This is a genomic window from Martinezella rhizogenes, from assembly GCF_027460065.1.
GTDB classification, from domain to species: Bacteria; Pseudomonadota; Alphaproteobacteria; order Rhizobiales; family Rhizobiaceae; genus Agrobacterium; species Agrobacterium rhizogenes_C.
In genome coordinates, this window is sequence record NZ_JAPYZZ010000002.1 from 147,316 (window position 1) to 172,394 (window position 25,079).

24 protein-coding genes are annotated in these 25,079 nt (G+C 58.5%); 13 read left to right on the top strand and 11 right to left on the bottom strand.

Annotated elements, in window-relative coordinates; all coding sequences use genetic code 11:
* The first annotated feature begins 67 nt into the window (after positions 1-67).
* Positions 68-463: a (R)-mandelonitrile lyase gene (locus O8B93_RS05475; protein ID WP_269708795.1), complete on the top strand. Its 396-nt coding sequence runs from the start codon at positions 68-70 to the stop codon at positions 461-463.
* Positions 464-621: 158 nt separating this feature from the next.
* On the top strand, positions 622-1,497 hold the full coding sequence (locus O8B93_RS05480; RefSeq protein WP_269708796.1) for a hypothetical protein: 876 nt from the start codon (positions 622-624) through the stop codon (positions 1,495-1,497).
* On the opposite strand, the gene O8B93_RS05485 is transcribed toward O8B93_RS05480, so the two are convergent.
* Positions 1,487-2,551, bottom strand: a complete 1,065-nt coding sequence (locus tag O8B93_RS05485) for a LacI family DNA-binding transcriptional regulator (RefSeq protein WP_269708797.1) — start codon at positions 2,549-2,551, stop codon at positions 1,487-1,489. The genes O8B93_RS05480 and O8B93_RS05485 overlap by 11 nt on opposite strands.
* Before the next feature lie 139 nt (positions 2,552-2,690).
* On the opposite strand from O8B93_RS05485, the gene O8B93_RS05490 reads away from it, so the two are divergent.
* From O8B93_RS05490 to O8B93_RS05515, 6 genes are all read left to right on the top strand, one after another.
* Positions 2,691-3,725, top strand: coding sequence for a Gfo/Idh/MocA family protein (locus O8B93_RS05490; RefSeq protein WP_269708798.1), 1,035 nt, complete (start codon positions 2,691-2,693; stop codon positions 3,723-3,725).
* A gap of 12 nt (positions 3,726-3,737) precedes the next feature.
* Entirely contained in the window at positions 3,738-4,640 is a 903-nt protein-coding gene (locus tag O8B93_RS05495; RefSeq protein WP_269708799.1) for a sugar phosphate isomerase/epimerase family protein, read from the top strand.
* 63 nt (positions 4,641-4,703) lie between these two features.
* Positions 4,704-5,936 (top strand): ABC transporter substrate-binding protein, encoded by a 1,233-nt coding sequence (locus O8B93_RS05500; protein ID WP_269708801.1) that lies wholly within the window; start codon positions 4,704-4,706, stop codon positions 5,934-5,936.
* A 115-nt stretch (positions 5,937-6,051) separates the two neighbouring features.
* Positions 6,052-6,954 carry a carbohydrate ABC transporter permease gene (locus O8B93_RS05505; protein ID WP_269708802.1) on the top strand — a complete coding sequence of 301 codons (903 nt, stop codon included), beginning with the start codon at positions 6,052-6,054 and terminating at the stop codon, positions 6,952-6,954.
* Positions 6,951-7,778, top strand: coding sequence for a carbohydrate ABC transporter permease (locus O8B93_RS05510; RefSeq protein ID WP_269708804.1), 828 nt, complete (start codon positions 6,951-6,953; stop codon positions 7,776-7,778). Before O8B93_RS05505 ends, O8B93_RS05510 begins: the two co-directional genes overlap by 4 nt.
* The gene (locus O8B93_RS05515) at positions 7,775-8,860 is read left to right on the top strand and encodes an ABC transporter ATP-binding protein (protein WP_269708805.1); all 1,086 of its coding nucleotides are present in this window, start codon (positions 7,775-7,777) and stop codon (positions 8,858-8,860) included. The genes O8B93_RS05510 and O8B93_RS05515 overlap by 4 nt, the downstream gene beginning before the upstream one ends.
* Before the next feature lie 53 nt (positions 8,861-8,913).
* Here O8B93_RS05515 and O8B93_RS05520 read toward each other — a convergent pair whose 3' ends face one another.
* Positions 8,914-9,594 carry a pyridoxine/pyridoxamine 5'-phosphate oxidase gene (locus O8B93_RS05520; RefSeq protein ID WP_269708806.1) on the bottom strand — a complete coding sequence of 227 codons (681 nt, stop codon included), beginning with the start codon at positions 9,592-9,594 and terminating at the stop codon, positions 8,914-8,916.
* Positions 9,591-10,310 (bottom strand): HAD family hydrolase, encoded by a 720-nt coding sequence (locus tag O8B93_RS05525; RefSeq protein WP_269708807.1) that lies wholly within the window; start codon positions 10,308-10,310, stop codon positions 9,591-9,593. Before O8B93_RS05525 ends, O8B93_RS05520 begins: the two co-directional genes overlap by 4 nt.
* Before the next feature lie 106 nt (positions 10,311-10,416).
* On the opposite strand from O8B93_RS05525, the gene phnF reads away from it, so the two are divergent.
* Both phnF and O8B93_RS05535 read left to right on the top strand, forming a co-directional pair.
* Positions 10,417-11,139 carry a phosphonate metabolism transcriptional regulator PhnF gene (gene phnF / locus O8B93_RS05530; RefSeq protein WP_269708808.1) on the top strand — a complete coding sequence of 241 codons (723 nt, stop codon included), beginning with the start codon at positions 10,417-10,419 and terminating at the stop codon, positions 11,137-11,139.
* Positions 11,140-11,155: 16 nt separating this feature from the next.
* Positions 11,156-11,380, top strand: coding sequence for a hypothetical protein (locus O8B93_RS05535; RefSeq protein WP_269708809.1), 225 nt, complete (start codon positions 11,156-11,158; stop codon positions 11,378-11,380).
* Positions 11,381-11,426: 46 nt separating this feature from the next.
* Here O8B93_RS05535 and O8B93_RS05540 read toward each other — a convergent pair whose 3' ends face one another.
* The gene (locus O8B93_RS05540; protein WP_269708810.1) at positions 11,427-12,095 is read right to left on the bottom strand and encodes a transglutaminase-like cysteine peptidase; all 669 of its coding nucleotides are present in this window, start codon (positions 12,093-12,095) and stop codon (positions 11,427-11,429) included.
* 233 nt (positions 12,096-12,328) lie between these two features.
* Here O8B93_RS05540 and O8B93_RS05545 point away from each other — a divergent pair, with 233 nt between their 5' ends.
* Both O8B93_RS05545 and O8B93_RS05550 read left to right on the top strand, forming a co-directional pair.
* Positions 12,329-13,345, top strand: coding sequence for a DUF1402 family protein (locus tag O8B93_RS05545; RefSeq protein WP_269708811.1), 1,017 nt, complete (start codon positions 12,329-12,331; stop codon positions 13,343-13,345).
* Between the two features lie 375 nt (positions 13,346-13,720).
* Positions 13,721-15,277 carry a TerC family protein gene (locus O8B93_RS05550; RefSeq protein WP_269708812.1) on the top strand — a complete coding sequence of 519 codons (1,557 nt, stop codon included), beginning with the start codon at positions 13,721-13,723 and terminating at the stop codon, positions 15,275-15,277.
* A gap of 3 nt (positions 15,278-15,280) precedes the next feature.
* On the opposite strand, the gene O8B93_RS05555 is transcribed toward O8B93_RS05550, so the two are convergent.
* Positions 15,281-16,951: a metallophosphoesterase family protein gene (locus O8B93_RS05555; protein ID WP_269708814.1), complete on the bottom strand. Its 1,671-nt coding sequence runs from the start codon at positions 16,949-16,951 to the stop codon at positions 15,281-15,283.
* Positions 16,952-17,213: 262 nt separating this feature from the next.
* Between O8B93_RS05555 and O8B93_RS05560 the strand changes: the two genes are divergently transcribed.
* Positions 17,214-19,160 (top strand): putative bifunctional diguanylate cyclase/phosphodiesterase, encoded by a 1,947-nt coding sequence (locus O8B93_RS05560; protein ID WP_269708815.1) that lies wholly within the window; start codon positions 17,214-17,216, stop codon positions 19,158-19,160.
* Between the two features lie 138 nt (positions 19,161-19,298).
* Here the strand turns inward: O8B93_RS05560 and O8B93_RS05565 are convergent, their stop codons facing one another.
* From O8B93_RS05565 to O8B93_RS05590, 6 genes are all read right to left on the bottom strand, one after another.
* Positions 19,299-19,604: a PAAR domain-containing protein gene (locus tag O8B93_RS05565; RefSeq protein ID WP_269708817.1), complete on the bottom strand. Its 306-nt coding sequence runs from the start codon at positions 19,602-19,604 to the stop codon at positions 19,299-19,301.
* Between the two features lie 12 nt (positions 19,605-19,616).
* Positions 19,617-20,291 carry a GAD-like domain-containing protein gene (locus O8B93_RS05570; RefSeq protein WP_269708820.1) on the bottom strand — a complete coding sequence of 225 codons (675 nt, stop codon included), beginning with the start codon at positions 20,289-20,291 and terminating at the stop codon, positions 19,617-19,619.
* A 27-nt stretch (positions 20,292-20,318) separates the two neighbouring features.
* Positions 20,319-21,011: a polymorphic toxin type 15 domain-containing protein gene (locus O8B93_RS05575; RefSeq protein ID WP_269708822.1), complete on the bottom strand. Its 693-nt coding sequence runs from the start codon at positions 21,009-21,011 to the stop codon at positions 20,319-20,321.
* A 140-nt stretch (positions 21,012-21,151) separates the two neighbouring features.
* The gene (locus tag O8B93_RS05580) at positions 21,152-22,108 is read right to left on the bottom strand and encodes a DUF4123 domain-containing protein (protein ID WP_269708824.1); all 957 of its coding nucleotides are present in this window, start codon (positions 22,106-22,108) and stop codon (positions 21,152-21,154) included.
* 2 nt (positions 22,109-22,110) lie between these two features.
* Entirely contained in the window at positions 22,111-24,561 is a 2,451-nt protein-coding gene (gene tssI, locus O8B93_RS05585; RefSeq protein WP_269708825.1) for a type VI secretion system tip protein TssI/VgrG, read from the bottom strand.
* 14 nt (positions 24,562-24,575) lie between these two features.
* Entirely contained in the window at positions 24,576-25,076 is a 501-nt protein-coding gene (locus O8B93_RS05590) for a type VI secretion system amidase effector protein Tae4 (protein ID WP_269708826.1), read from the bottom strand.
* Positions 25,077-25,079 lie beyond the last annotated feature (3 nt).

Genomic DNA, 25,079 nt, shown 5'->3' on the forward strand with positions numbered 1-25,079 from the left:
TTCCCCTGTGGACAAGAGGCGATTTCCCGCATCAAATCGCCGCACGAGACAAGTCAGGAGAATGACCATGGAAATATTGCGCGCTGGAACACGGGCATCGGCCAAAGGCCCGGACGGCTGGTTTACCGGTACGGTCCGCATCGATCCGCTCTTCAACCCCTTCGATGCCGAGCGGGTGCAGGGTGCACAGGTCACCTTTGAACCCGGCGCCCGCACCGCCTGGCACACCCATCCCCTTGGCCAGACCCTGATCGTGGTTTCCGGCCTCGGCCGCGCCCAGCGTGAGGGCGGCCCGGTGGAGGAGATTCGCCCCGGCGATATCGTCTGGTTCGCGCCGGGCGAAAGACACTGGCACGGCGCCGCACCCAATATCGCCATGACCCACATTGCACTTCAGGAGGTGAAAGATGGCAAGGTGGTGGACTGGATGGAGCATGTGACGGATGACCAGTATGGTATTTGATGAAGTAGCTGCAATTGGCTCAATGCCGTTTCGCCCCGCCCGCTTGCGACAAGTTTTTTAAACCATCATGCCAAAGATCGCGAAGGCCATATGGCTTGAATCATCCATGCCTGTATAAAACGCTACCATCCTGTTGATAGAAACCCCGGGGATATCGGATGAATTCAGAGCGTCGTGGCGTTCTCGCACTTCTGGGCGGTCTTGTGCTGGCAAGGCCGTCTCTCGGCGCAGCTTCGAGCAAGCCGGCAGCCGTTGCCGCCTCCCGTTCCAGTTACCAGCCGCGACATATCCTCTGTTTTCTCGGCCCGGAAAACGGGCTGGCGGCTCTCCAGAAGAGTGCCCGGGCCGCGGTCGATGATTTCGCGCCCGATTTCAGCCTTGATGAGGATTATTCGCAGGATGAGCCGGACGACCGGATGGACCGTTCCTTCAATGTCTGCTGGGACCGTGTCGACCCCGACGCCCACCAGCTGTCCGATGAGGAGGCCGTCGCCGGGCACGGCTCGGTTCTTTATGTGCTTGGCCCGTCCATGGATGCCGAAACAACCGTGAAGACATCCGCAACTGCGCTTAGATTCGTACAGCATATGCTCGATAACGGCGCCATCGCCGTGAAGGGAGAAAGTGCCGGCGTTGCCCATGGGGCAAGGCGCTGGAAGCAACTCTTCGAACAATCGCGCAGCGAAGCTGCTGCCGATGACGGGATGGCGCTTGCCAGAACCTGCCGTTTGGCTTTCGCACGCCGCCCCATAGGCGGTGATGCCGACGGGATGATGAGCGTCGGGTTTCACCTGATTGGATTGCCAGATGTGCAGGTGCGCTTTACCAAAAACGGCGATCAGCCGTCCACGAACACAGAACAGCTAAAGATCGCCGCGCTGATAGACGATATCGCCGATCAAATGGCGCGTGACGGCGTCGAAGCGACCGTGAAGGATCGTCGCGCCACCCTGGCCGACGATACACGCTATGAGGAAGACGAATATAAATTCAATCCTTTCGGCGTCGTGAGCATTAACGACGTCAAGCTTTAACGCCCCCGGGCGCCGCGGCCTGTGCAGCAGGCGCGGGGTCGCTCTCGCCTGGCACCAGAAGCATGGGCCAGACGCAATGGCGAGCCTGATCGGGATAAAACGGCGCATAGGCCGGCATCGTCGACAATAATGTCTGGGCCACCCTCACGCCGAGATCATGCAGGGACATGCGGAAACTGGTGAGACGCGGCTCGAGAAACTGGCCGCGCGGACCATCACGAAAGCCGATGACGGCGAGATCCCGCCCCGGCTTCTGGCCGGCTTCCGCAAGACGGCGATAAAGGCCGACCGCCATCAGCTCGTAGATCAGCACGATCGCCGTTGGCCGGGGCCGCATCTGCAGCCATTCGCTGGCGGCGTGATAACCGCCCTGCTCACTCGATTTCGCGCGGATGACCAACGAGGAATCGTAGGCGATGCCATTGTCTTCCAGCGCGCGCCTGTATCCCTCCAGAAAAACGTAACCGAGATTGATGTCGTTATCGGGCACGGCCACTGCGATTGAACGATGCCCGGCAGCAACAAGGCGGTCGACGGCATTTTTCGCCACACCGTCGAAATCGAGATCGATCCAGGCGTGACTATCGCTGGAAGCGGTCCGGCCGAGCGCCACGAAAGGCAGGCGGGTCTGCTTGAGGAAATCCACGCGTTTGTCGGTACGCCGGGTGGCGGAAATGATCATCGCATCCACCATGCGCCGCGCCACCATGCGCTTTAAATATTCATCCGGGTCCTCTTCCCCCGGGCAGGGCAGAACGATGAGGTCGAGATTATGGCCGGAAAACACGCTTTGCAGGCCATCCGTCACGCCCAGGAAGAAGTTGTCGGAGTTTTCAACGGTCTGCGCGTCGCTGCCGGTCATCAGGCCGATGACATTGGTGGTTCCCTGCCGGAGGCTGCGGCCGGATTGGTTGGCGACGTAACCAAGCTTTTCCGCCGCTTCGAGAACGCGCCGCCGCGTCTCTTCGTTCACATCGGGCTTGCCGTTCAGGGCACGGGAAACGGTGCCTATCGATATGTCAAGATAATCGGCAAGCTGACGGATTCCTTTCATGCATTCCCCTCCCAGGCCTGACGCGAAATCAACGCGTCCCTTAACGGTCTTGACATATCTAACATCATTGGCATAGTTTCGTAAACGTTTACGACGCTCTGCGCAAAGAGGAGTTTGCGAAAGAGCCCGGGGAGATGAGATGACAGTTAATGCCGTTTTATGCGGGTGCGGAGCCATGGCCAAAGGCTGGTTGCGCGCCATTCAATCCACGCCGGAGATTTCCGGCGCGATCAGGATCGCCGGTCTGGTGGATCTGAACGAGAACACGGCCCGCGCGCTTGCCGAAGAATTCGCCCTCACCGACGCGGTCATCGGCACCGATCTTCGCGCGGTTATTGCTGAAACGAAAGCCGACATCCTTTTTGATATCGTCATCCCGCAGGCACGCTTTGCCGTGGTTGAAGCCGGTCTCGATTCCGGGTGCCACGTGCTGAGCGAAAAGCCGCTTGCCGCCTCGATGGAAGAAGCCGCCACGCTGGTGGAGCTGGCAAAAAAAGCCGGCAAAATTCATGCTGTGGTGCAAAACCGGCGGTTTATTGCCGGTATCCGGCGGCTGCGCCGCGCACTGGAAGACGGCGTCATTGGTGATCTCACGGCCATCCATTGCGATTTCTTCCTCGGCCCGCATTTCGGCGGCTTTCGTGAGGAGATGAAGAACGTCCTGCTTCTCGACATGGCGATCCACACCTTCGATGCCGCCCGTTTTGTTGCCAATGAAAAGCCCCTTTCCGTCTTTTGCGTGGAGAAGAACCCGGCCGGCTCCTGGTATGCCCATGGAGCAAGTGCCAACGCCATTTTCGAGTTCTCGAATGATGTCGTCTTCACCTATCGCGGTTCATGGTGCGCCGAAGGCGAGCGGACCAGCTGGGAGGCGCGCTGGCGGCTGATCGGCTCGAAGGGCATGATCCTGTGGGACGGCGAAGACAATTTCTCCGCCTCCGTAGCCGGCGACGACCAGGGACTTCTGCGTGGATTCAAGACCGTAAACGTTTCCGATGCCGTTTCCGAGAAGGATACGCGCGGCCATGCCAGCGTCATTCTCTCGTTCCTCGACTCCATCCGCACGGGTGAGATGCCGGAAACGGCCTCCTTCGACAACATCAACAGCCTTGCCATGGTGATCGGCGCGATTGAAAGCGCCCGCCTCGGCCAGCGTGTTTCCATTGCAGCATAAGGACTGAAAGACGTGAGCAATCCGGCAACATCCATCCGCATCGGCACCATGGTCAGCGCCAGCAAAGGCCAGGCGGCTGAGCGCATCGTGCAGATCGCCGATCTCGGCTTCGAAAGCTTCGAGCCGTTCTTCTGGCAGACGACCAACGGTCAGGACCTTGCCGATCTGGGCAAACGCTGCCTTGACGCAATCGGCGACCGCGACATCACCATCGGCACGCTCGGCATGTTCGGCAATCCGCTTGAGGAAACCGAGATCGACCTTGAGACATTGCAGGGCTGGAAAGACTGCATCGACAATGCCCATCATTTCGGCGCCACCTGCGTTGCGGGTTTCACCGGCCGGCTGCGCGGCAAACCGCTGCCGGAAAGCCTGCCCAGATACAAGGAAATCTGGAGTGAGCTTGCCAAGCGCGCCGCCGACAAGGGCATAAAGATTGCTTTTGAAAATTGTGCCATGGACGGCAACTGGCAGACCGGCGACTGGAACATCGCGCACAATCCCGACGCCTGGGAACTGATGTTCAACGAAACGCCGGATGAGCATATCGGTATCGAATGGGAACCTTGCCACCAGATGGTCTATCTCATCGATCCGCTGCCGCAGATCCGCAAATGGGCGGACAAGATTTTCCATGTGCACGGCAAGGATGCGACCATTCGCTGGGATGTCATTCGCGAGCACGGCATTTTCGGCAAGGAGAAATTCGTCTTCATGCGCACGCCGGGCTTCGGCGACAGCAACTGGACGGACATTATTTCCGAACTGCGCCTCGCCGGCTGGTCCGGCTCGATCGACATCGAAGGCTGGCATGACCCCGTCTACCGCGACGCGCTGGAAATGACGGGCCAGGTGCATGGTCTGAACTATCTGAAAAAATGCCGTGGCGGCGATTTCGTCGTCGACCCGACATAACGGAAGCCTTTCGGGAGAAGGTTTCCAGATAATGCAGCGACGATAACCAAAGAGGAGGAGATTATGGGTATCGCGAAATATATGATGGCCGGTGCGCTTGTTGTGGCAGGCGTATCCGCCGGTGCGATGACAGCGCATGCGGAAGATGTGACGTTGACCTTGTGGTCGCTGGACAGAGACACCCAGCCGGCCCCGAACCTCATCAAAGAGTTCAACGCGCTCAATAACGGCATCAAGATCGAATACCGCTACCTGCAATTCGATGATGTGGTGAGCGAATCCATGCGCGCCTATTCGACCGGCAATGCGCCTGACATCATCGCCATCGACAACCCCAACCACGCCATGTTCGCCTCACGCGGCGCCTTTCTTGACGTGACGGACATGATTGCGAAATCGGATATCATCAAGACGGAAAACTACTTTCCGGGTCCGCTGAAATCGGTGACGTGGGACGGCAAATATTTCGGCGTTCCGAAAGCGACGAACACGATTGCGCTTTATTACAACAAGGACCTGTTCAAGGCGGCCGGTCTCGATGCGGCAAAACCGCCGCAGACCTGGGACGAGCTGGTGGATGCTGCCCGCAAGCTCACCAACCCCGCCAAGAATGTCTACGGCATCAGCTTCAGCGCCAAGGCCAACGAGGAAGGTACCTTCCAGTTCCTGCCCTGGGCGCAGATGGCGGGCGCTACCTACAAACACATCAATACCGATGGCGCTGTGAAGGCACTTGCGACGTGGAAGACCCTGCTTGACGAGAAGCTGGCTTCCCCGGACACGCTGACGCGCAGCCAGTGGGACTCCACCGCCACCTTCAACGCCGGCAACGCGGCCATGGCGATCTCCGGCCCCTGGGAAATCGACCGCATGCTCAAGGACGCCAAGTTCGATTGGGGTGTGACGTTGCTGCCGGTTCCGACACCGGACGCGCCGCGGTCTTCGGCCATGGGCGACTATAACTGGGCGATTTTCTCCAAGACCAAACATCCGGCCGAAGCCTTCAAGGCGATCGAGTTCTTCGCCTCAAAGGACAAGGACATGTTCAAGAACTTCGGCCAATTGCCGGCGCGTTCCGATATTCCGGTTCCGCCGACCGGAAATGTGCTGAAGGACGAAGCGCTCAAGACCTTTGTCGAACAGCTGAAATATGCGCAGCCGCGTGGCCCTTCGCCAGAATGGCCGAAGATTTCCAAAGCCATTCAGGACGCCATTCAGGGTGCACTTTCGGGTCAGATGACACCGAAGGTCGCACTGGATCAGGCCGCTGAAAAGATAAAGCTGGTCGAAGGCTGATCTATCCGGGCGGGCGGCAGGTTTTTCCTGCGTCCCAACCCAAGGGTTCCTCCCGGTGGGGCTGCCTGTCGCGACAAGCGGCGGCGGCCCCGACTGGAGCTTGTGAGGATGTTTCATGAAAAAACTGTTTTCCAGCGTCAGCGACGGTCGCGGGTTCGACATCGTCCTTGTCGCCTTGCCTTTGGGCTTCCTGTTCGTCATGGCGGGGCTGCCGCTCATCTACAACATCGTCATGAGCTTTCAGGAAGTCGACATGTTCAGCCTGGGCACCTTCGTGCGCCCGTTCGTCGGCTTCAAGAATTATGTCGATCTGTTCCGGCAGCCTGAAACCCTGCCGATCCTGATGAACACCGTCACCTTCGTCGTCGCCTCCATTGCCGGGCAATTCGCCATAGGTTTCGGCCTCGCGCTGTTCTTCTGGGTGAATTTTCCCGGCGCCACCTGGCTGCGCGGCCTGTTCCTCGTCTCCTGGGTCATGCCCGGCCTCGTCGTCGGCGCCATCTGGAACTGGATCCTGTCGGGCGATTTCGGCGTCCTGAATTTCTTCCTGCGGGAAAGCGGCCTGATCTCAGGCAATATCTTCTGGCGTTCGGATGCGAATTTTTCGCTCTGGGCCGTCGTCATCGCCAATGTCTGGCTCGGCACCTCCTTTAACATGATCCTGCTTTCGGTGGGCCTCGCCTCCATTCCCGGCGATCTCTATGAGGCGGCAGAACTGGATGGCGCCAGCGCCTGGCAGCGTTTCTACACCATCACGCTGCCGATGATGCGGTCCACCATCGGTGCGATCGTGTCGCTCGGCCTGATCTTCACGCTGCAACAATTCGATCTTTTCGCCGCCATTACCGATGGCGGGCCGAACAACAGCTCCAACGTGGCGCAATATTGGGCCTGGGATCTTTCCTTCCGGCAATATGATTTCGCCAAGGGCGCGACGATATCCGTCATCATGATCGTTTTCGTCATGCTGGCTTCCGTCGTCTATGTGCGCTCGACACGGCATGAGGTGCGCGGATGAGCATCACCAACCGCAACCGGCTGATGCTGGCCATCGCCATCATTCTCGCGATCATCTATCTCTTTCCGCTGTACTGGATGTATCTGACCTCGCTCAAAAGCGGCTCGGAAATGTTCGCCAGTCCGCCCGCCTTCTGGCCCAGCGACCCGCAATGGCAGACCTATGCCTATGTCTGGGAAAGCCGCAACATGGGGCGTTACCTGTGGAATTCGGTGCTGATCGCCTCCAGCGCGGTGCTGCTGATCACCATTCTCGGCGTCGGCTGCGCCTATGTTCTGGCCCGGTATCGCAATGTCTGGGTGGATATCGGCCTGTTCCTGATCCTCATGCTGCAGGTCCTGCCGGCATCGCTGATGATCACGCCGATCTTCGTCGGTTTCTCGCAATTCGGGCTTCTGGATTATCCGCGCCTATCGGTCATCCTCGCCATCGCGGCCAAAAGCATGCCCTTCTTTGTCGTGCTGGTGCGCGCCACCTTCATGGCCGTGCCGCAGGAACTGGAAGAGGCGGCGCTGGTGGACGGCAATTCACGGGTCGGCGCCTTCTTTCACATCGTCCTGCCGCTTGCCAGAAACGGCATTCTCGTCAGCGCCATTCTCATCTTCATGCAGGCCTTCGGGGAATTCGTTTATTCGAAATCGATGATCCAGGCGGCGGAATTGCAGCCCGCCAGCGTCGGCCTCAATTCCTTCATGGGCCCCAATACCAGCGAATGGAACAACATCATGGCGTATGCGACCATGTATGTGACGCCCATTCTCGCCCTCTTCATTCTCTTGCAGCGCCGCATCGTTTCCGGCCTGACATCAGGAGCGCTCAAATGACCCTTCAGATCGAACTTTCCGGCGTCAACAAATATTACGGCGCCTTCCATGCCCTGAAAAATATCGACCTTTCCATCAAGAAGGGCACGTTCGTCGCACTTGTCGGTCCTTCCGGTTGCGGCAAATCCACCCTTCTGCGCTCGCTGGCCGGGCTGGAAACCATATCGGCCGGCGACATGCGCATTGCCGGCACACTCATGAACGGTGTGCCGCCGCGCAAGCGCGATGTGGCCATGGTGTTTCAGTCCTATGCGCTCTACCCGCATATGACGGTGGAAGAAAACCTCACCTATTCGCTGCGCATGCGCGGCGTCGCCAAGGCGGAAGCCCGCAAGGCAGCGGAAGAAGTTGCCGCGACGACGGGGCTGTCAAAGCTGATGAAACGTTATCCGCGCGAACTTTCCGGCGGCCAGCGCCAGCGTGTGGCCATGAGCCGGGCGATCATCCGCAATCCCCAGGCTTTCCTGTTCGATGAACCGCTTTCCAACCTCGATGCCGCCCTGCGCGTCCATATGCGCAAGGAAATCCGCGCGCTGCATGATCGCCTGCATGCCACTTCGGTCTATGTTACCCATGATCAGATCGAGGCGATGACCATGGCCGATCATGTCGTCGTCATGCGCGATGGCGTCATCGAACAGCAGGGAACGCCGCTGGAACTCTACGACCGCCCGGTCAATCGTTTCGTTGCAGGTTTCATCGGCTCACCGGCGATGAATTTCATTCCGGCAACGGTCAGCCCGGATGGCGCTTCGCTGCTGCTGCAATTCGGCGAAGGCGAGCCCCGGCAATCGATCAGGGCTCCGGCCTCTCTACCGCCTGGCAAACATGTGATCGTCGGCATCCGGCCGGAACATATCCGGCCCACAGCGGCAGAAGGTGCGGCATTGACGCTCAACGTGTCCGCCGTGGAAACGACCGGCTCGGCCACCTTCCTCACCCTCGGCACTTCCACCGAGGTGGTCATCGCGGTGCAGGGACGCAGCGCGGTGAAGGCCGGCGAGGTCATCGGCCTCGATATCAACCCGGCTGACATGCACCTCTTCGATGAAGAAACGGGCGCCGGTCTGGGCAATCGGTAAGCGCGAGCCAAAAACGCTGGACCATGAGGGTTTCACCATGGTCCGGAGCCATTTCAGGGCCAGAGAACAGACCGTTCCCAGGTGGCATTATCGCCCGAGAGAGCATATCGCAGCCGCTTGTGATTGCGGTCGGACGCCCCTTGCCAGAACTCGGCCATAACAGGGGCAACGGCATAAACCCGCCATCCCGGCGAGACATAATCCGGATTGGCAGCGATGAGCGCCTCTGCCTCGGCGATGCGGGTTTCGAGGCCCTCGCCTTCTTGCAGAACCTCGCTCTGCCGCGAGGCGATGGCGCTTACCCGTGAGCTGACGGGGCGACCGACAAAATCCTCAGCACATTCCTCATCGGACAGCATGACCGCCGGGCCACGCAGACGGATCTGCCGGCCCAGCGCCGGCCAATAAAAGGTCAGCGCGACATGCGGCGCTTTTTCCAGCTGCCGCCCCTTCGGGCTTTCCGCCTTCACGGCGAAATGCCAGCCACGCTGATCGACATTCTTGAGGATCAGGACGCGGGCATCCGGTGAACCGCTCTCATCCACGGTGGACAATGTCATGGCATGCGGCTCGCGGATGCCGGCCTCCAGGGCATCGTCGAGCCACAGGATAAAGGCGTCCTGCGGCGTGGCGGGCAGTGCAAGCGGATCACAATCGGGAAGCGGTGCTTTCAGCGACGGTATCTGGCGCAGCCTGTCTTTGATCGGCAGGGCAATGGTTTTGGACACGGTCATGGTCGGTTCTCCTTTAGAACAAGAGCGGGAATGGCGGAAAGGCTGGTAACCGAGAGCCCGTGCTCCGCACCTTCGGCTCCCAGCAATATGGTGGAGAGGCCTGCCGCCCGGCCGCCAGCAATGTCGGCATGGGGATTGTCGCCGATCATCCAGTAGGCCCTATGCGGTGCCAGAACCCCGGCGACGTGACGAAAAAGCGCGGGCGAGGGTTTTTCAAGACCGATCATTCCCGACGAAAAAACATGGTCCACGCAATCGGAGAGCCCGATTGCGGCCGCAAGGGACGGCAATTCAGGTGCGAAATTGGAGAGGATCGCATGGCGCCAGCCGGCGGCGGACAATTGCGCGAGGACAGGCATCGCCTGTGGATCGACATCCCAGCCGGCGGGATCGAGATAGATCGCGCGCGAGTGCGTCGCGACTTCGGCCGCGCTGCTTCGGTCCATGCCCAGTGCAACGAGAGCCGTTTCGGCTGCATTGAGAATGGCGCGCCACCATCCTTCCGCATCCAGCGCGAAGCCATGCGCGAGTTCCGCCCGATGCCAGGGAAACGCACCGGAGAGAAACGGACGAATATCGTCAGCCATGCCGAGAAATGCGGGATCCGCGACTGCCGCCGCTTGCTCCAGCGCGCCGGTATAACGTCCCCTGCGGACAGCAAGCGTCCCTTCAAAATCCCAAATAATGTAGCGATCAGGCGAAATACTGCTATTCATGCGGGCGACCGAGATTGATGAGTTTGAAATGGAATAAATCTCTATAAAGAGGTATATACCTTTAATCCCATCTGTGTGACATCTGCAAGACAATCGGACGCAGCGCATGGACAAGGACACATCGGAAACACAGCCGCTCTGGCGGCAGGTCGCTGCCGCGTTGCGGGGGCGGATCGAACAGGGGCAACTGAAGCCCGGCGAAAAAATCCCGTCCGGCCAGGACATCGCCCGGGAGTTCAGCGTCAACCGGATGACCGCACGCCGGGCGCTTGCCTCGCTGGAAGAAGAAGGGCTGCTCCGTATTCTGCATGGCAGCGGCACTTTCGTCAGCGAAGCGCCGATCCCTTACGTCGTTGGCCGTCGCGTTCATTTCGACCGCAATCTTGAAGCGGTGAATGCGCGCCCGGAACGAAAATTGCTGCGCTGGTGGCTGGAGCCCGCCACGGAAAACGTCGCGGCGGCCCTCGGCCTTGCCGTAAAGGCGCCACTGATCGGTCTGGAGATCGGCTCCTATGCCAATGGCCACCCCATCGGCATCGGCACGCGGTTTTGTTGCGCCACGCGGTTTTCCGGCTTTCCGGAGATTTTCGAAGAGCTTGGATCGATCAGCGAAACGCTCAAACGCTTCGGTGTGGCGGATTATCACCGCGCAAAAACAGTCGTTGTCGCAAGACTGCCCGCCCCGCACGAACATAATTTCCTGAAATCATCCAAAGCGCTGCCGGTCCTCGCCTATACCGCGATCGACCAGGTTACCGAGGGCGACCCGATATCCTGCTTCATCGGCTGCTTCTCGTCCCAGGCAATCGAATTGCACATCACCGGATGAGCATCAGGGAGGCCGAATGAAGCTGAATATAAGAACCTGTTTGCTCATCGGCGCCGGCGCTCTTCTCGCATTCGCCGCTTACCAGCTGAAGGATTTTCACATCGGCATAGGGGAGCGCGCCATGGGTGGCTACGACGGTTCCGCCACCAGCTCCGATACAGCCTTCGAGGCCGCGCGTGAAGCAGAGGAGGCGGCCGCCCGCGCGGATGCCACAGCTGATGCCCTGAAACGTCAGGACTGATCGTTGCGGCACTTTCGGCAGCGGGTGCGCGAGGAAACCGCCCGGATCAGCGGTTTTTAAAGAGATCGAGGATGCTGCGGCGGCTGGTGGTTGCGGGCACCGCAGTACCGCGTTCGAGCTGGCGGGCGGCGATGGCAGGCGCGCCCGAACCTTCGATATCCACCCACCGGCCGGCATGTTCTGTGGATTGACGCTTGAGGTAGGTATAGGGCGTTTCATCCCATCGAAAGATCTTGGTTTTCATGTTGTCGAGGATGAAATCGCCGCGATCCGTCCTGACCGTCAGCACGGCATGGCCCTGGGACTGTTCGTCCAGCACCACCGTGATCAGCAGGTCGGAAACAGGCAAACCCGCATCCATGAGCCGCTTGCGTTTTTCCAGCACGAGATCATCGCAATCTCCCGCGCCCTTATAGGGATATTCCCAATAGTCCTCATAACCCCACACTTCCATGTCGGTCCGCTGGTCGATCTCGACATTGACGGCATTGTTGACCGAGACGATGGTCGCCCAGAGATCTGGCGTGAGATTGAGCGGCGGCATGGATTTTACCGGCTGGCACTCGGACGAATGCCGCTGGCAGAAGTCATAGTGGCCGACGGGTTGTGACGTGATCCTGCCCGTCTGCATCGAGGGAGACGCCTGCGCCGGCGCGGCCAAACCCACGACAGCCAGAATGAAACATGCTTGCAGCGATTTGATGAGATGGGTCATGTTCGTCTCCTGACGACATGAGCTACCCGTGGCGACTTGAGGTCGCATGAAACAAAATGTTCGACTTTTAACGACCCCGAAAATTTCGGCCCGGATGGGTCGAAGAGAAGCGAGCAACAGCATTCGGGGCGGCAACAACGGTAAAGTGAGCGGCGGCAACTTGCCACGCGTGGGCGGCCTGCCTTAAGAAGGAGCCCTCACCGCAACACGATCCCCATCATAGAGAACGCTGTATGAGCCTGTTTGCGAAGTCCACCCGCGCGGCCGCTGTCCTTCTGGCGCTGGCCTTCCTGCCTTCTTATGCCGCAGCCCAGCAGATGGTCGTTGTGCCTCCCGGCAACCGCTCGGCCGAACAGCCGGAAATACCGCAGGCCTCCGCCATCAGGACCAAGGCGTTCTCCACGACCTACGAGGAAAAATTTCGCAAGACGGTCGATCTCCTGAACAGCGAACCCGGCCTGCTGGGCAATATCAGGAAGGCAGGCGCGGCCTATGGCATCGACCCGATCCACATCGTTGGCGCCATCGTCGGGGAACATACCTTCAACGTCTCGGCCGTGGATCGCATGCAGACCTATTATATCAAGGCCATCTCCTATGCCGAACTCGATATCAAGTTCAGCTATAACGGCGTGGCCCTGAAGACATTTCTCCAGCGGCCGGAATTCCGCTCCTGCGAGGCCCTTGCCACCACGTCGGAACAATGGAGCTGCCGCGATAGCGTCTGGGACCAGAGCTTCCGTGGCAAGGTAGTGGATGGCGCCAGCTATGAGGCAATCTCCTTCCAGCGGGCCTTCTTCCAGCCCTTTTACGCGGGACAGACTTTCGGGCTCGGCCAGATCAGCCCGCTGACGGCTTTGCAAGTCACCGATCTCGTGAACAAAACGAGCGGCCTTCCGAAACTCTCGGCGGACAGGCCGAAGGATATCTACCGCGACGTCATGGATCCCGACCGCAGCATCCTCTATATCGCCGCCATCATCAGGGATTCCATCGACGCCTACAGGGAAAAGGGCTTCGACATTTCCGGCAACCCCGGCATCACTGCCACGCTCTACAATGTCGGCCAGCCAAGACGCCGCGCCGAACGCCTGCGAACCGCCGTGGATGCGGGTGCAAAAAAACTGTTGCCGGTGGAAAACTATTATGGGTGGCTGATCAACGACCGTCTCGACACCCTGAAAAACATTCTCGACGGCAAGGCCATCGACCGACGCACCACCTCCGATATTGGCGGGCAGAAGCAATAGGGCTTTTTGCCGACGAACAGGTAGCAATCGCCCAGATTGCACAGCATTCGATGTTTAGAACAATTGTCACGTATTATACGCGCCAAGATTGCCAAACCGCACCATTTCGGCAGCAAAAAATCGAAAACCGCTTTTCCAACCGTCGAAAATTTGCTAGTTGGACCGGCACAAGAATTTACTGATAGTGGGATAAATCCGCCCTATGCCTGACGAAGGCGACAGTACCGACAGTAGTCGACACCGAACGAGGCTGGCTCGCATAACGCGACGCCAGCCTCGGATTTTCTTGTTTTCCTCAAAGCAGATGCTTCCAGCCTCGGATGTTCGGTCCGGGGCTTTGCGCGTTTGCACCCATTCCCATAAAGGCTCCTGAACATGGAATTCCTCGCAGATCCGAATATATGGATCGGCCTCGTCACCCTTATCGTTCTCGAAGTCGTGCTCGGCATCGACAATCTCGTCTTCATCGCGATCCTTGCCGACAAGCTGCCGCCGCACCAGCGCCACCGGGCGCGGATCGTCGGCCTGTCGCTTGCGCTCATCATGCGCCTCCTGCTGCTTTTTTCGATTTCGTGGATCGTCACGCTGACGCGGCCGCTTTTCACCGTCGCGGATTTCTCCTTCTCCGGTCGTGATCTCATCCTCATCCTCGGTGGCGCCTTCCTGCTTGCCAAGGGCACGATGGAACTGCACGAACGGCTGGAGGGTGACCAGAAACCGAAACAGGGCAAGGTCGTGCATGCGGTCTTCTGGCAGGTCATCGTGCAGATCGTCGTCCTCGATGCCGTCTTCTCGCTCGACAGCGTCATCACCGCCGTCGGCATGGTCAATAATCTCTGGGTGATGATTACCGCCGTCTGCGTGGCCATGGCCGTGATGATGGCGGCATCGCGGCCGCTGATGGCCTTCGTGTCGAAACACCCGACCGTGGTCATTCTCTGCCTTGGTTTTCTTCTCATGATCGGCTTCAGCCTGATCGTCGAGGGCTTCGGTTTCCACCTGCCCAAGGGCTATCTTTATGCCGCCATCGGTTTTTCCGTGCTCATCGAGGCGGCAAACCAGATCGGCCGGCGCAACCGTGAAAAGCGCATCACCGCCGGTGACATGCGCGAGCGCACCTCCGATGCCATTCTGCGGCTTCTGGGTGGCCGGGTCGGCGAACAGCCGTCCCTTGGCGAGACCGCCGACGTCATTGCCGCGCAGGCTGCGCAAAGCGAACTTTTCAAATCCGAGGAAAAGGACATGATCCGCGGCGTGCTCACGCTTGCCGAACGCCCCGTCATCTCCATCATGACCCCACGGACGGAGATCGACTGGCTGGATATCGACGCCGATCACGACACTCTGAGGCGTCGCCTGCTGGAACTCGACCATTCCCGGCTGATGCTGGCGCAGGGCAAGCTGGACTCCTTCCTGGGCGTCGCCGCCACCAGAGACCTGCTGCGCGATCTACTGCATGACGGAAAACTGAACCTCGAACGTTCGTTGCGCGAACCCCTTGTCGTGCATGAAAGCGCCACGGCCTTGCAGGTCATGGAACAGCTGCGCACATCGCCACTCCAGATGGCGGTCATCATCGACGAATACGGCACGCTTCAGGGTATCGCCACGCCCACCGACATTCTCGAGGCGATTGCGGGCGAGTTTCCGGACGAGGGTGAGGAATCGCAGATTTCCGGACGGTTGGAAGACGGCTCCTGGCTGATCGACGGCACCGTCGATATCAGACGCGTCTCCTATCTCCTTGATATCGATCTGGTGGATGATGCCGACCGTTACTCCACGATTGCCGGCTACATCCTCTGGCGCCTCAGCCGCCTTCCCGAAATCGGCGAACGCATTTCCGGCGACGGTTTCGAGTTCGAGATCGTCTCCTGCTCGGACAGGAACATCGAAAAGATCAGGGCATGGAACACAAGCCTTGCCGCCTGACAGTTACACGGAAGCGGGCTCCTGTTTCCGTGCAAGCTGAATCTCCACGCGCCGCGGGCTCGCTTCGGCGCGGTCGAGAAACAGGCCGAGTGCACCAAAGAAGATTTCTAGAAAACCTTCAACGGAACCATCATGGCGATCAGCCTTGCGGCCGAAGCGCTGCGCCAGCATCCGGTAAAGGGAAAGCCGCTGTGGCGCGATATGCGGCAGGGCCAGACCAACGCCCTGGCGCAGGCAATACCAGTCGGTGATAAGCTCGATCATTGGCATATCCGCCTGTTCGAAGGCGATGGTCTTTTCCCCGAGCAGGCCGACGACATCCCGCACGGTTTTACCGGCCATAGCCGCAACGATTTCCGCCGGCCACTCGCGGGGGAAATAACGATGCATGATCAGTGCCCGCTGGTGGTCACGTAGAAAACCGCCATAGTCGCGCGCCGCAAAGGCCCGGTCCTGCGCCTCGCCGACAAGCGCCATTTCCTGCGCATACCCACAGCAGATGCGGCCATTCACCGGCAGATGGGCCATCTCAACCGTTTCCACGGCGATGTCCTGACGCGACGGATGGACGACCTTGAAGGCCGGCGGGAAAGCGACGAGAGACGGGACGGCGATATTGGTGAGTGACCTCCCCCCATCCCCGCGCCGTGTCACCCCCTCCACATGCAGGTGCCCGCTGAAATGCACGGCAAGCCCGGCTTTTATCAGCGCCTCCTCCACCGCCTTGCGCGGCATGCGCCGCACGGCGGTAGTCTCGCCGAACAGAGCGGTTTCCACACTCATTGCACCATCGAAGGGATCGAGCGCCGGATAGTGGGAAAAGCCGAGCAAAGTCTTGCCGAGCGCCTCTGCCCTGGCATGCACATCGGCGATCCAGTCGAGAATGAACGGTTTGCAGCGCAGAAGCGCATTCCAGCCAGCGCCGGTGCTGTCGATAAAGGCAGCCTCTTCGCCTCGTTCAAAGCTGCCGTCGCGCGGTTCGAAAATATTGGCGTCGATCATCATGAGCCAGAGACCCGGCTCCGGCTCGACCAGATAGGAGGCATCCATCAACGTGTAGACATTGCGGCCGTCGGGTGAGCACACCTCGTAGAGCCGGTCCCGCGGCGCATCGGAAAGGCCGAAGGGTGTTTCCCAATGCAGGTAATCCGGCTGGCGGAAATAACCGAAGGCGGCCATGGGGCCGAGACCTTCCGGATAACCTTCGCAATACATGCGCTCGCTGATAACGACCCGTTCCCCTGCCCGCTTCGCATCGCTCGAGACGGAGAGGCGTTCACCGTTCTCGACCAGGAACTCCTTGGTTTGATGCCGGCCGCACGGCCCGAAGATATCGTGGTTTCCGGGCAGCGCATAAATAGCGGTACCATGGGCATCGCGGTGACGCTCAAGAATGCCCTTCAGCGTTTGTGTCGTCGCCCGCTGCCCGTCATCGGTATAATCTCCCAGCAGTACCACATGGCGAATGCCGCGCTGCCGCACCTCTTCCAACGCCGCATGCAGCGCATCGGCGCTCTCGTTGAAAACCCGGGTGGAGTCGCGCGTTTCCGACCAGCTGCGCATGGTGATGCGCTGGCCATCGATCTCGATGCCGGGAAATCCGAAATCCGCGGCCGTGTCATGGAAATGCGCGTCGGCAATGACGGCAACGGAGGGAAGCAAAGGTGTCAGCATGATGAAGCAGTCTTTCTGCCTGGGCAGTTCAAGATAATTGTCGGAACGGCGCGTTTTATGTTTTCAAGTTTGCCGAACCTAAGCCCGTTGTCATCCAGTTTCTGCCGGAAAAGCATTTACCGGCGTAAAATAGCGGCATGTTGCGAAGATACACAGCTGCATCTTGCGGTTGATACAGTTGTCTCCCGGTTAACCCTTTGTATTTCCAATGATGTAACTGGGCTTATGCTACGGATGTCGTCCTGTATTTGATGAGCCATAAATGAAAATACTGATCGCCGTACAAAAAATGCTCGATTTCATGTCCGTCCGGTCTGACAATCCCGACCTTTTGAAAGCGCAGTACCGAGCCTTCACCCGGCAGATGCCGATGATGTATTTCATTTTGCTGTCAAGCACATGGGCGCTTGCCACTACGCATATGCAATTGGCACCGTTTTGGCTCACCGTCGGGGTTCCCACGCTTCTTACCATAGGCTGCACGCTTCGGGTCACCTTCTGGTGGAGGACGCGCGGTATCGATCCCAGGCCGGAGTTTGCACTCGCCGCCCTTCGCCGGACCAACCGCCTCGCCGCCGGCATCGCCCTGGCATTCACGCTCTGGTCTTTTTTGCTGGTGCCCTATGGAGATGCCTATACGCGATCCCATGTCGCCTTCTACATGGCGATCACCGTCATTTCCTGCATCTTCTGTCTGATGTATGTACGCTCCGCCGCCTTCATGGTGACGGTCATCGTCAATGGCGCGTTCATCGCCTTTTTTGTGGCGTCACGGCAGCCGACATTTATTGCCATCGCGATCAACGTTCTGCTGGTCTGTGCTGGCATGATGTCCATCCTGCTGACCAATTATCGCAATTTCGAGCGCATGGTGCTTTCGCAGCAGCGCACGGAGGCGCTCAGCAACGAAAACCTGCTGCTGGCCAATATCGACAGCCTGACGGAACTGCCCAACCGCCGCGCCTTTTTCGCCCATCTTGAGGCCGAGCTCGAAAAAGCCAGAGAAGCGGGAACCCGGCTGGCACTGGGGGTTATCGATCTCGACGGTTTCAAGCCGGTCAACGATCTCTACGGACACTCGGTGGGAGACCGGCTGCTGATCAATGTCAGCAAGCGTCTCACCGACAACCTGAAAGCCAGCAAGGCCTTTCGACTGGGTGGTGACGAATTCGCCATCGTTGCTCCGATCATACCTGATGACGCGCAACTCGTCGCAAACGCCAATGCGATTTCCGAAGAATTGAGGGCGCCTTACCATATGCCGGAAGGAACGGTGCATGTTTCCGCATCCATGGGAATAGCGGTCTTTCCACACCTCGCCTCCACCCTGGAGCAACTTTTCGACAGGGCGGATTATGCCCTTTACCATGCCAAGAAAACCCGGCGAGGCGATGCCGTTCTGTTCGATGCGGAACACGAAAAGCAGATCAATATCGAAGCCCGCATTGAGCATCTGCTCAAGCAAAGCGAGATGAAAAATGAACTTTCGGTCATGTTTCAGCCGATCGTGGATATACGCGATGGAAAAACGGCAGGGTTTGAAGCGTTGGCGCGCTGGCACAGCCCGGTTCTCGGGCATGTACCGCCTGCGCAATTCTTCGCCATCGCGGAACGAGCCGGCATCGTCAGTTCGCTGACGCGACCGCTCCTGAAGATGGCACTGGCCTCGGCATCGACATGGGACCCTTCCCTACGCCTTTCGTTTAACCTTTCGGCTCAGGACCTCAACTCCAACGAAGGCGTGCTGTCGCTGATCGGCATCATCGAAAACAGCTGCTTCGACGCCCGCCGTCTCGATCTTGAAATCACCGAAACGGCTTTCGCCCATGATTTCGAGCAGGTGAGGCAATCCGTCGACATGCTGCGCCATCTCGGCTGCGGCATTTCACTCGACGATTTCGGTACCGGTTATTCCAGTCTCACGCGGCTGCACGCATTGCCGCTGACCAAGATCAAGATCGACCGCAGCTTCGTCACCGACCTGCACGAAAAACCGGCCAGCTACAAAATCGTGAAATCGCTTCTTGCCCTCAGCCGGGACATGGAGCTGGAATGTGTGGTCGAAGGGGTCGAAACATCAGCAGAACTCGCCACACTCGAAGGCCTCGGCGCCACGCTGGTGCAGGGCTATATTTATGCGCCGCCGCTGAGGGAGCGGGATGTGGCGGAGTTTCTTTCAGGACGGCGAGCGGTCGTTGGGACTGGCTGAGATTGCTCCAAGCTTAGGCCCCGACGCGTCGAATAGCAGGAGCAATTGGCTTCGCCGTATCGTAAAACGTGGACGGACCGGCTGGCGATGCCGTAACTCAAGCTCAGCCGAGTGTCGCGCCGCTGCCGGATATCGTCATCACTCGAACGTCAGCCACGAAACGCCTTGCACCAGTTTTCCTCCGTGCGCGCAGGAATCACCCAGTCGGGCAATCTTTTTACCCTCTATACTGGCAACAGAGGAGCCACTTGTGATCTTGTCCGACGTTGTCGGAACGCCCGTACAGAGCAGGCTGTCTCCAACCGTGGAAATAGGCACACCGTCAACGGTGACGAAAGTCTGCTGCGTCGAGACCACAGGTCCACCGATGTGTGGTTTCGGCCCGGGATCGACCATGGGGCAGACGTGCATATGACCTTTCAGCGTGACCGGACGGGAGAACATGTAAATATCCCTCTAGCTGCCAATAGTACGAAATGCGGGGGTAGATGGCTTTGTAGTATCGTATAGCGTAAACGGTCCAGCTTGAGCCGCAATAGTCATGGCGGAAAGCGCATCGACTAGGCGCATATTCTCAACAGTAAGCTGACCGCCAAGCGATGGATGTAGCTTCGGAGAATAGATTTGGCCGAGCTGAAGCTTACCCAAACTTTTTAGAAGTCGATTGAACATAAGCTTGCCATTTTCGTCAGGAGCATCAAAAGATTCTGCATCAATCCCCTCAACGGCTATACCCAAATTGATGTCAGATCGCTCAGCAGGGATCTCTTTAAACACCCCGCGGCATGTCACTCTGTGGAGAAGGATGTTAATTTCAGTGGTTTTATAGTCTTCATTCCATGCCAAGATTTTTCCGAACGCAGAAAACCCCAACGCGTGTGTCCGAACCGGATTCAGCTGTTTGTCGCCACCCAAAGCTAGAGCTATTATCGACTTATACTTTTCCGGATTACAAAACTGAAAATAGCCTTGCTTCCAAATTCCCAAGCCTGCATGCCGAATGAAATCTAAATAGGTTTCGGGAATCCTGTTTTTATATCGAGCAATATCTGCCTCGCCCATAATTTCAGGATTTTCGGGCAAGCCGAAGCGCTTTAAGGCATTTTCGTATGTTATAAAAAGCTCTGGCATTTTTACTCCTCAAAAATATCAAACTGCTCAAGACATCGGAACGTCAGGATTACCATCCCCCTTACCTGTACCACTGTCAGGAGTTTGAGCATCCGGGGAATTATCATCGCCGCCTTCGGGTTTACATTCCTCGAGTTTGGCGTTCATTTTTTTCTTTTGCTCAGCCGCTTTTTTTGCATGAGAGCGCAATTGCTCCGACCTTCTTCCCTTCCATTGAGACCCTAAAGAACTGTTGATACTCTTGTCGCCCAAGCCCGAAATTGATCCATCGCCCCCCGCAACCAAGTCCAAGGTATGGGTTGCGGCCAACTTCGTCATCTCTTCTGTCACATCTTTCGCAGCCTGTTCTTTATAGTCATTGCGCCCTTCCGATAAATACTGTTCTTCCAGTTCCCGTGTGCGGTCGGTGCGATAATCTTCTCTAGTCTGCCGACGGTTTGCGGCATCATCAGTCGGCCTCCCCTGCTGTCTATATTTATCGATATTTCTGACCAGATCATCAGGCTCCATGCGGTTTATTTCGTCTTGTTGCTCCTTCAACTGGCGCCTAAACTCTTCAACTTGCTTAGGCGTAGCCCCGTCAGGGGGACTAAAGCAATCGATTTCCCCGCAATCAACGCAAGGCTTGGCCTGTTCGCTCTCCTTGGTCTTGGCGTCAGCGTCTGCATTCGCACCTTCCATATAAGATGCGATTGCGGAGGCAGCCGCTCTACCCGCCATAGCGCCGACTTGTCCACCTATCCACGCTCCAACCGCTGTACCTCCAGGCCCAGCGAGGCTGCCAGCCAAGCCTCCAATAACACGGCCGAGCCAACCTCCTGCGATAGCACCGCCCGCCCCGGCGACTGTTGTCGTCGCACTCATGCGGGCATTCCAGATGCTGATGGACTAGAACGCAAGGCATCGACGGTGTGGTCGATCAAGGATTTGACTCTGTTGTCAGGCGTGTCACCGCCATCTCCAACATAGTTCCGTACCTCCGGAGCATCCGCCGCCTTTCCATCGGACATTATCATGACGTAGGCCCAGCGAGCGCGACCGCGTTCCGTCTTGATACCAAGCTCATCAGCAGATTTTTCACTGGCCAAGGTGGCACCCCAAATGAAGTTATCGTCGACGCCAGAAAAATACGGTGGAGTATTCGCTTTCAGGAACCGGGCTATTCTCAGTCGAGAGGAGTGAAGCATGGCCGCTTTCAGCTTTTCAATTTGGTCCCACTCAATTCGCAGCGGGCCGGGCGGAATAGCAGGAAGGTCTGCCGGCGCTTTTACTCTCTTGACCCCACCGTAGTCCGGTGCGTTGAAAACGACGCAGTCCGCAGGGCCCAAGAACCGGGCAATCTGTGGCCTTGTCAGAATTGGAAGGAGAGCGCCGAGGACATTAGGGTCCCAGTGTCGAAACAATACGCGTTCATACTGGGGTGAACTCGTGGTTGGCAGATCGCCACTGGTCTGCTCCAGTGGAATCATAACCTCGTTAATAGTCCTCAGGTGACGATAAAGATTATCGGCTCCAGACGGGCAGGACCAATAGACAGCGCAAGCATTTTTTGCGTCCAACCAGCCGATATAAGAGCGCACGGGGATAGCCGATAGATCGACTAACCATGGTCCTGACAAACGAAAATCGGCGGACGCACCCTCAAGAAACAATGACCGGGCACTTATGCCTTCTTCCTGAAGGATGTGCGGAAGATTATCAAATGCACCCCCATCTAAAACGACGGACACCAGTCCCGTCATCGCCTCCACGGCTTTTCTTGTAAGCTCGGCGGTTTCGTTTGGATTTGGCAGATCAATTATGGGTGTGTCGTTCATAATCAAATCCTGACGAACGGTGTGGAATTCTTCGACATCGACTTCAAGCAGGAGCCACTTTCACCGGGGCCGCCTTTCTTGAAGTTGATCTGGTTGCCTTCGATATCGATCTTCAGGGCAAAAAGCTTGATGCCGCTTTTTGTCAGGGAGATGTATCCGCCGGGTGTCGAAAGGCGAATTTCGTCGTCGCCAAAAATCTCCCAGACCTTCGCCTCGCCGTGATACTTTTCCTCGGAGACGAGATTGTAGAGCTTACCGACATTGACGGTGATCTTCTCACCGACGCGCGTATATTGGCCCGTACCGATCTCGACGAATTGCTCTTTGCCGATGGTGAGATTTTGCTGTTTTCCAACCTGCCGAACTTCCGTCTGACCAATATTGGTGACCTTGCTGACCCCGACCTGCTCAGCCTTCGCCACTCCAACGGACGTGGACTGAAACGCACCGATGATCGTGTTCATGATGCCCGGCAGCGGAAAGAGGCCCGAAGCATCGGAGCCGACACCCGTGCCCGATCCTGCGAGCGCCGTGCCCGCATCCGCCCGCGGGCTTGAGCCCGAGACGACACCCTCACGCGATGAAAGCCCGCCCGCGCCGAGGAATCCGAGTGCGGATGAGGCAAGCGTGGTGGCGAAAGCTGCGACACCAGGACCACCGCCGCCGGCGATCTGGGCGGCCTGCGAAAGCAGCCCCGCCGTCTGTCCTGAAAGCGCCTGCACGCCCGCCATGGCCATCATCGCCATCGGGCCAGTGCCACCGACCACGGTGTTCACAGAACCACCGATCTCGTGTTTCTGGTTGCCAGAAACTTCCACCGCGCGGTTGCCCCCGACCGAGGCGACCTCATGCCGATCGATGCGCTTGGTGCGGTCATTCAACACCCGCGTCGTCTGATCCTTCTGGGCATGGAAGAACTGGTTCTCCTTGCCGGCCTCATCGTCGAAGGTGATTTCGTTGAAACCATCGCCCTTATGCGTGTTGGAGCGCAGCACCATACGTGTCTTGTTGGCGGGCAGGTCGTAAGGCACGGAATTGGCGGGATTGTTGACCACGCCGATAACGAGCGGCTTGTCCGGATCGCCATCGACAAAGGCGACCATCACCTCCATGCCGATGCGCGGAATGACCTGCGCACCCCATGTGCCGCCACCCCATGCCTGGCTGACCCGCACCCAGCACGTATCCGTGCCATCCTTCTTCGCCTTGCGGTCCCAGGGGAACCACAGCTTGATGCGGCCATATTGATCCGGATGGATTTCCTCGCCTTCGGGGCCGGCGACGATCGCCACCTGCGTGCCCTCGATGCGAGGGCGTTTTGTCGACCGGTGGGGCGTCAAGGGAACGCGGGCCGGGATCGCCTCGAAGTGATTGCGATATTCCGGTTCGTTGCTATTCGTTTCATAGGAGAGATCAACGATGCTGTGGCTCGCCCTCACGATCACATGCTCCTCATAGGCATGGTCGGGATGGGCGACCTCGAAAGGCGTGAAACGTCGGCCAGCCTCCAGAATGCGCGTGGTCGACGAGCCGAACACCCGGTCATGATCGGCCTCGATGGACTGGGTTCTGAGTTTCTGTGCCCGCTCCGCCTCTTCCACGGTCTTGATGCGGGCCGGATATTCGTAAAGCTCGCGTTTGGTCGCATCCGGCATCTGCACCAGCGATGGCGTCATCGTGCCCGGCACCATGCCCGGCGTCTCGAAGTTCCAGTCCGCACCCGCCCGCTGGCCGGACACATAGGAGAACCGCCGCGCCCAGTCATTGATGTGGTTACGATCCGACGAGCCCTGCGCCAGCCGCACCGTTCCCTCGCCCTGTGCGGCCGGTGATGGCCCGAGCCAGCCGCTGGCGCTATCGGCCACATGCAGCTTGTGGGAACCGTCCTCGTGGCTGAACCAGTAAAACAGGCCGTCCTCTTCGAAACGGCGGGTGAGATAATCGAGATCCGTCTCGTTAAACTGCACGCTGTAGTGTTGCGCAGGCGGCGGCGAAATGATGCCCGATGTGTCGGGGGCCGGAATGCCGTGTTCGGAAAACAGCGTCTCGACGATCTCGACCGCCGTCTTATCCATCCAGATGCGGCAATCGGACCGGCGCGACAGCAGCCACATCTGTGGCCGGAGGGTCAGCGCATAGGAGCGCAGGCCGCGGGTAATCGGCGGTCCTTCATGCAATTCCGTCACCAGGCCGTTGAAGGGACGGCGAACACCGCCGCCATCACCATCGCCCTGGCTTATCTCGATCGAGACATCGACCAGCCGCCCGATCAGTTCCTCGGGTTTGACCGCTTCCTTCTTGGCCCGCACCGTCAGGCGGATGTCGAAAAGCTGCGACACGCCCTCCTCGACCGTCAGGCGCTCCGGCAGAAGCTGGTCCTCGCCCAAGGGCGAAGACACTTTCAGAACACGGCTCGCCTGAACGAAATCAGAAACCGAAGGCTGGTCGCTCATGGGACACTCCTAAATCAGGACACGCGGCTGGCCTGCAGCGGCCAGAACCAGATCGTTTCCGAATTGTAGTAGCAGGCCGAGGCGCATTGGGTGGCTTCCGAACCGCCGCGCACGAGATCGATATGACCGCCACCGGTGTAGCCGGGGATATTGTTGAAGGCCACGACGCCATTGCGCGCGCCGATGCCATTGCGGGCCGTGGCGGGCGTGAAAGGCTCGGGCTCGCCGAGATAACTCGTCCGCTTCATCAGGGTGGCGAGGCGGCGCATGTTCACCTCGATGCCCTTTCCGGCATAGGGGCCCTTCTGGATACGGTGCGAGGAGGGCACGATGTTGATGCCCGACTTCACGAAAGCGATGCTGACGCGGATGGCGCAGGTATTGTGATAGTTCGGATTGCCGATGAAGCTCTCCCAGCCGATTTCCGTGAACAGATCACGCTGGCTGAGATAATTCGGATGCGACGGATCGCTGCTCGGATAATTGCTATAGAGAGTGTCAAAGTTAACACGCATGGT

What these genes read in the sequence shown, in the direction of transcription:
- O8B93_RS05565 (WP_269708817.1), bottom strand. Translation starts at nt 19,604, where the DNA reads ATGTTCTCCCGTCCGGTCACGCTGAAAGGTCATATGCACGTCTGCCCC.
- O8B93_RS05490 (WP_269708798.1), top strand. Translation starts at nt 2,691, where the DNA reads ATGACAGTTAATGCCGTTTTATGCGGGTGCGGAGCCATGGCCAAAGGC.
- O8B93_RS05590 (WP_269708826.1), bottom strand. Translation starts at nt 25,076, where the DNA reads ATGCGTGTTAACTTTGACACTCTCTATAGCAATTATCCGAGCAGCGAT.
- O8B93_RS05525 (WP_269708807.1), bottom strand. Translation starts at nt 10,310, where the DNA reads ATGAATAGCAGTATTTCGCCTGATCGCTACATTATTTGGGATTTTGAA.
- tssI (WP_269708825.1), bottom strand. Translation starts at nt 24,561, where the DNA reads ATGAGCGACCAGCCTTCGGTTTCTGATTTCGTTCAGGCGAGCCGTGTT.
- O8B93_RS05560 (WP_269708815.1), top strand. Translation starts at nt 17,214, where the DNA reads ATGAAAATACTGATCGCCGTACAAAAAATGCTCGATTTCATGTCCGTC.
- O8B93_RS05510 (WP_269708804.1), top strand. Translation starts at nt 6,951, where the DNA reads ATGAGCATCACCAACCGCAACCGGCTGATGCTGGCCATCGCCATCATT.
- O8B93_RS05535 (WP_269708809.1), top strand. Translation starts at nt 11,156, where the DNA reads ATGAAGCTGAATATAAGAACCTGTTTGCTCATCGGCGCCGGCGCTCTT.
- O8B93_RS05540 (WP_269708810.1), bottom strand. Translation starts at nt 12,095, where the DNA reads ATGACCCATCTCATCAAATCGCTGCAAGCATGTTTCATTCTGGCTGTC.
- O8B93_RS05575 (WP_269708822.1), bottom strand. Translation starts at nt 21,011, where the DNA reads ATGGCGGGTAGAGCGGCTGCCTCCGCAATCGCATCTTATATGGAAGGT.
- O8B93_RS05520 (WP_269708806.1), bottom strand. Translation starts at nt 9,594, where the DNA reads ATGACCGTGTCCAAAACCATTGCCCTGCCGATCAAAGACAGGCTGCGC.
- O8B93_RS05515 (WP_269708805.1), top strand. Translation starts at nt 7,775, where the DNA reads ATGACCCTTCAGATCGAACTTTCCGGCGTCAACAAATATTACGGCGCC.
- O8B93_RS05545 (WP_269708811.1), top strand. Translation starts at nt 12,329, where the DNA reads ATGAGCCTGTTTGCGAAGTCCACCCGCGCGGCCGCTGTCCTTCTGGCG.
- O8B93_RS05550 (WP_269708812.1), top strand. Translation starts at nt 13,721, where the DNA reads ATGGAATTCCTCGCAGATCCGAATATATGGATCGGCCTCGTCACCCTT.
- O8B93_RS05480 (WP_269708796.1), top strand. Translation starts at nt 622, where the DNA reads ATGAATTCAGAGCGTCGTGGCGTTCTCGCACTTCTGGGCGGTCTTGTG.
- O8B93_RS05570 (WP_269708820.1), bottom strand. Translation starts at nt 20,291, where the DNA reads ATGCCAGAGCTTTTTATAACATACGAAAATGCCTTAAAGCGCTTCGGC.
- O8B93_RS05475 (WP_269708795.1), top strand. Translation starts at nt 68, where the DNA reads ATGGAAATATTGCGCGCTGGAACACGGGCATCGGCCAAAGGCCCGGAC.
- O8B93_RS05500 (WP_269708801.1), top strand. Translation starts at nt 4,704, where the DNA reads ATGGGTATCGCGAAATATATGATGGCCGGTGCGCTTGTTGTGGCAGGC.
- phnF (WP_269708808.1), top strand. Translation starts at nt 10,417, where the DNA reads ATGGACAAGGACACATCGGAAACACAGCCGCTCTGGCGGCAGGTCGCT.
- O8B93_RS05580 (WP_269708824.1), bottom strand. Translation starts at nt 22,108, where the DNA reads ATGAACGACACACCCATAATTGATCTGCCAAATCCAAACGAAACCGCC.
- O8B93_RS05505 (WP_269708802.1), top strand. Translation starts at nt 6,052, where the DNA reads ATGAAAAAACTGTTTTCCAGCGTCAGCGACGGTCGCGGGTTCGACATC.
- O8B93_RS05485 (WP_269708797.1), bottom strand. Translation starts at nt 2,551, where the DNA reads ATGAAAGGAATCCGTCAGCTTGCCGATTATCTTGACATATCGATAGGC.
- O8B93_RS05555 (WP_269708814.1), bottom strand. Translation starts at nt 16,951, where the DNA reads ATGCTGACACCTTTGCTTCCCTCCGTTGCCGTCATTGCCGACGCGCAT.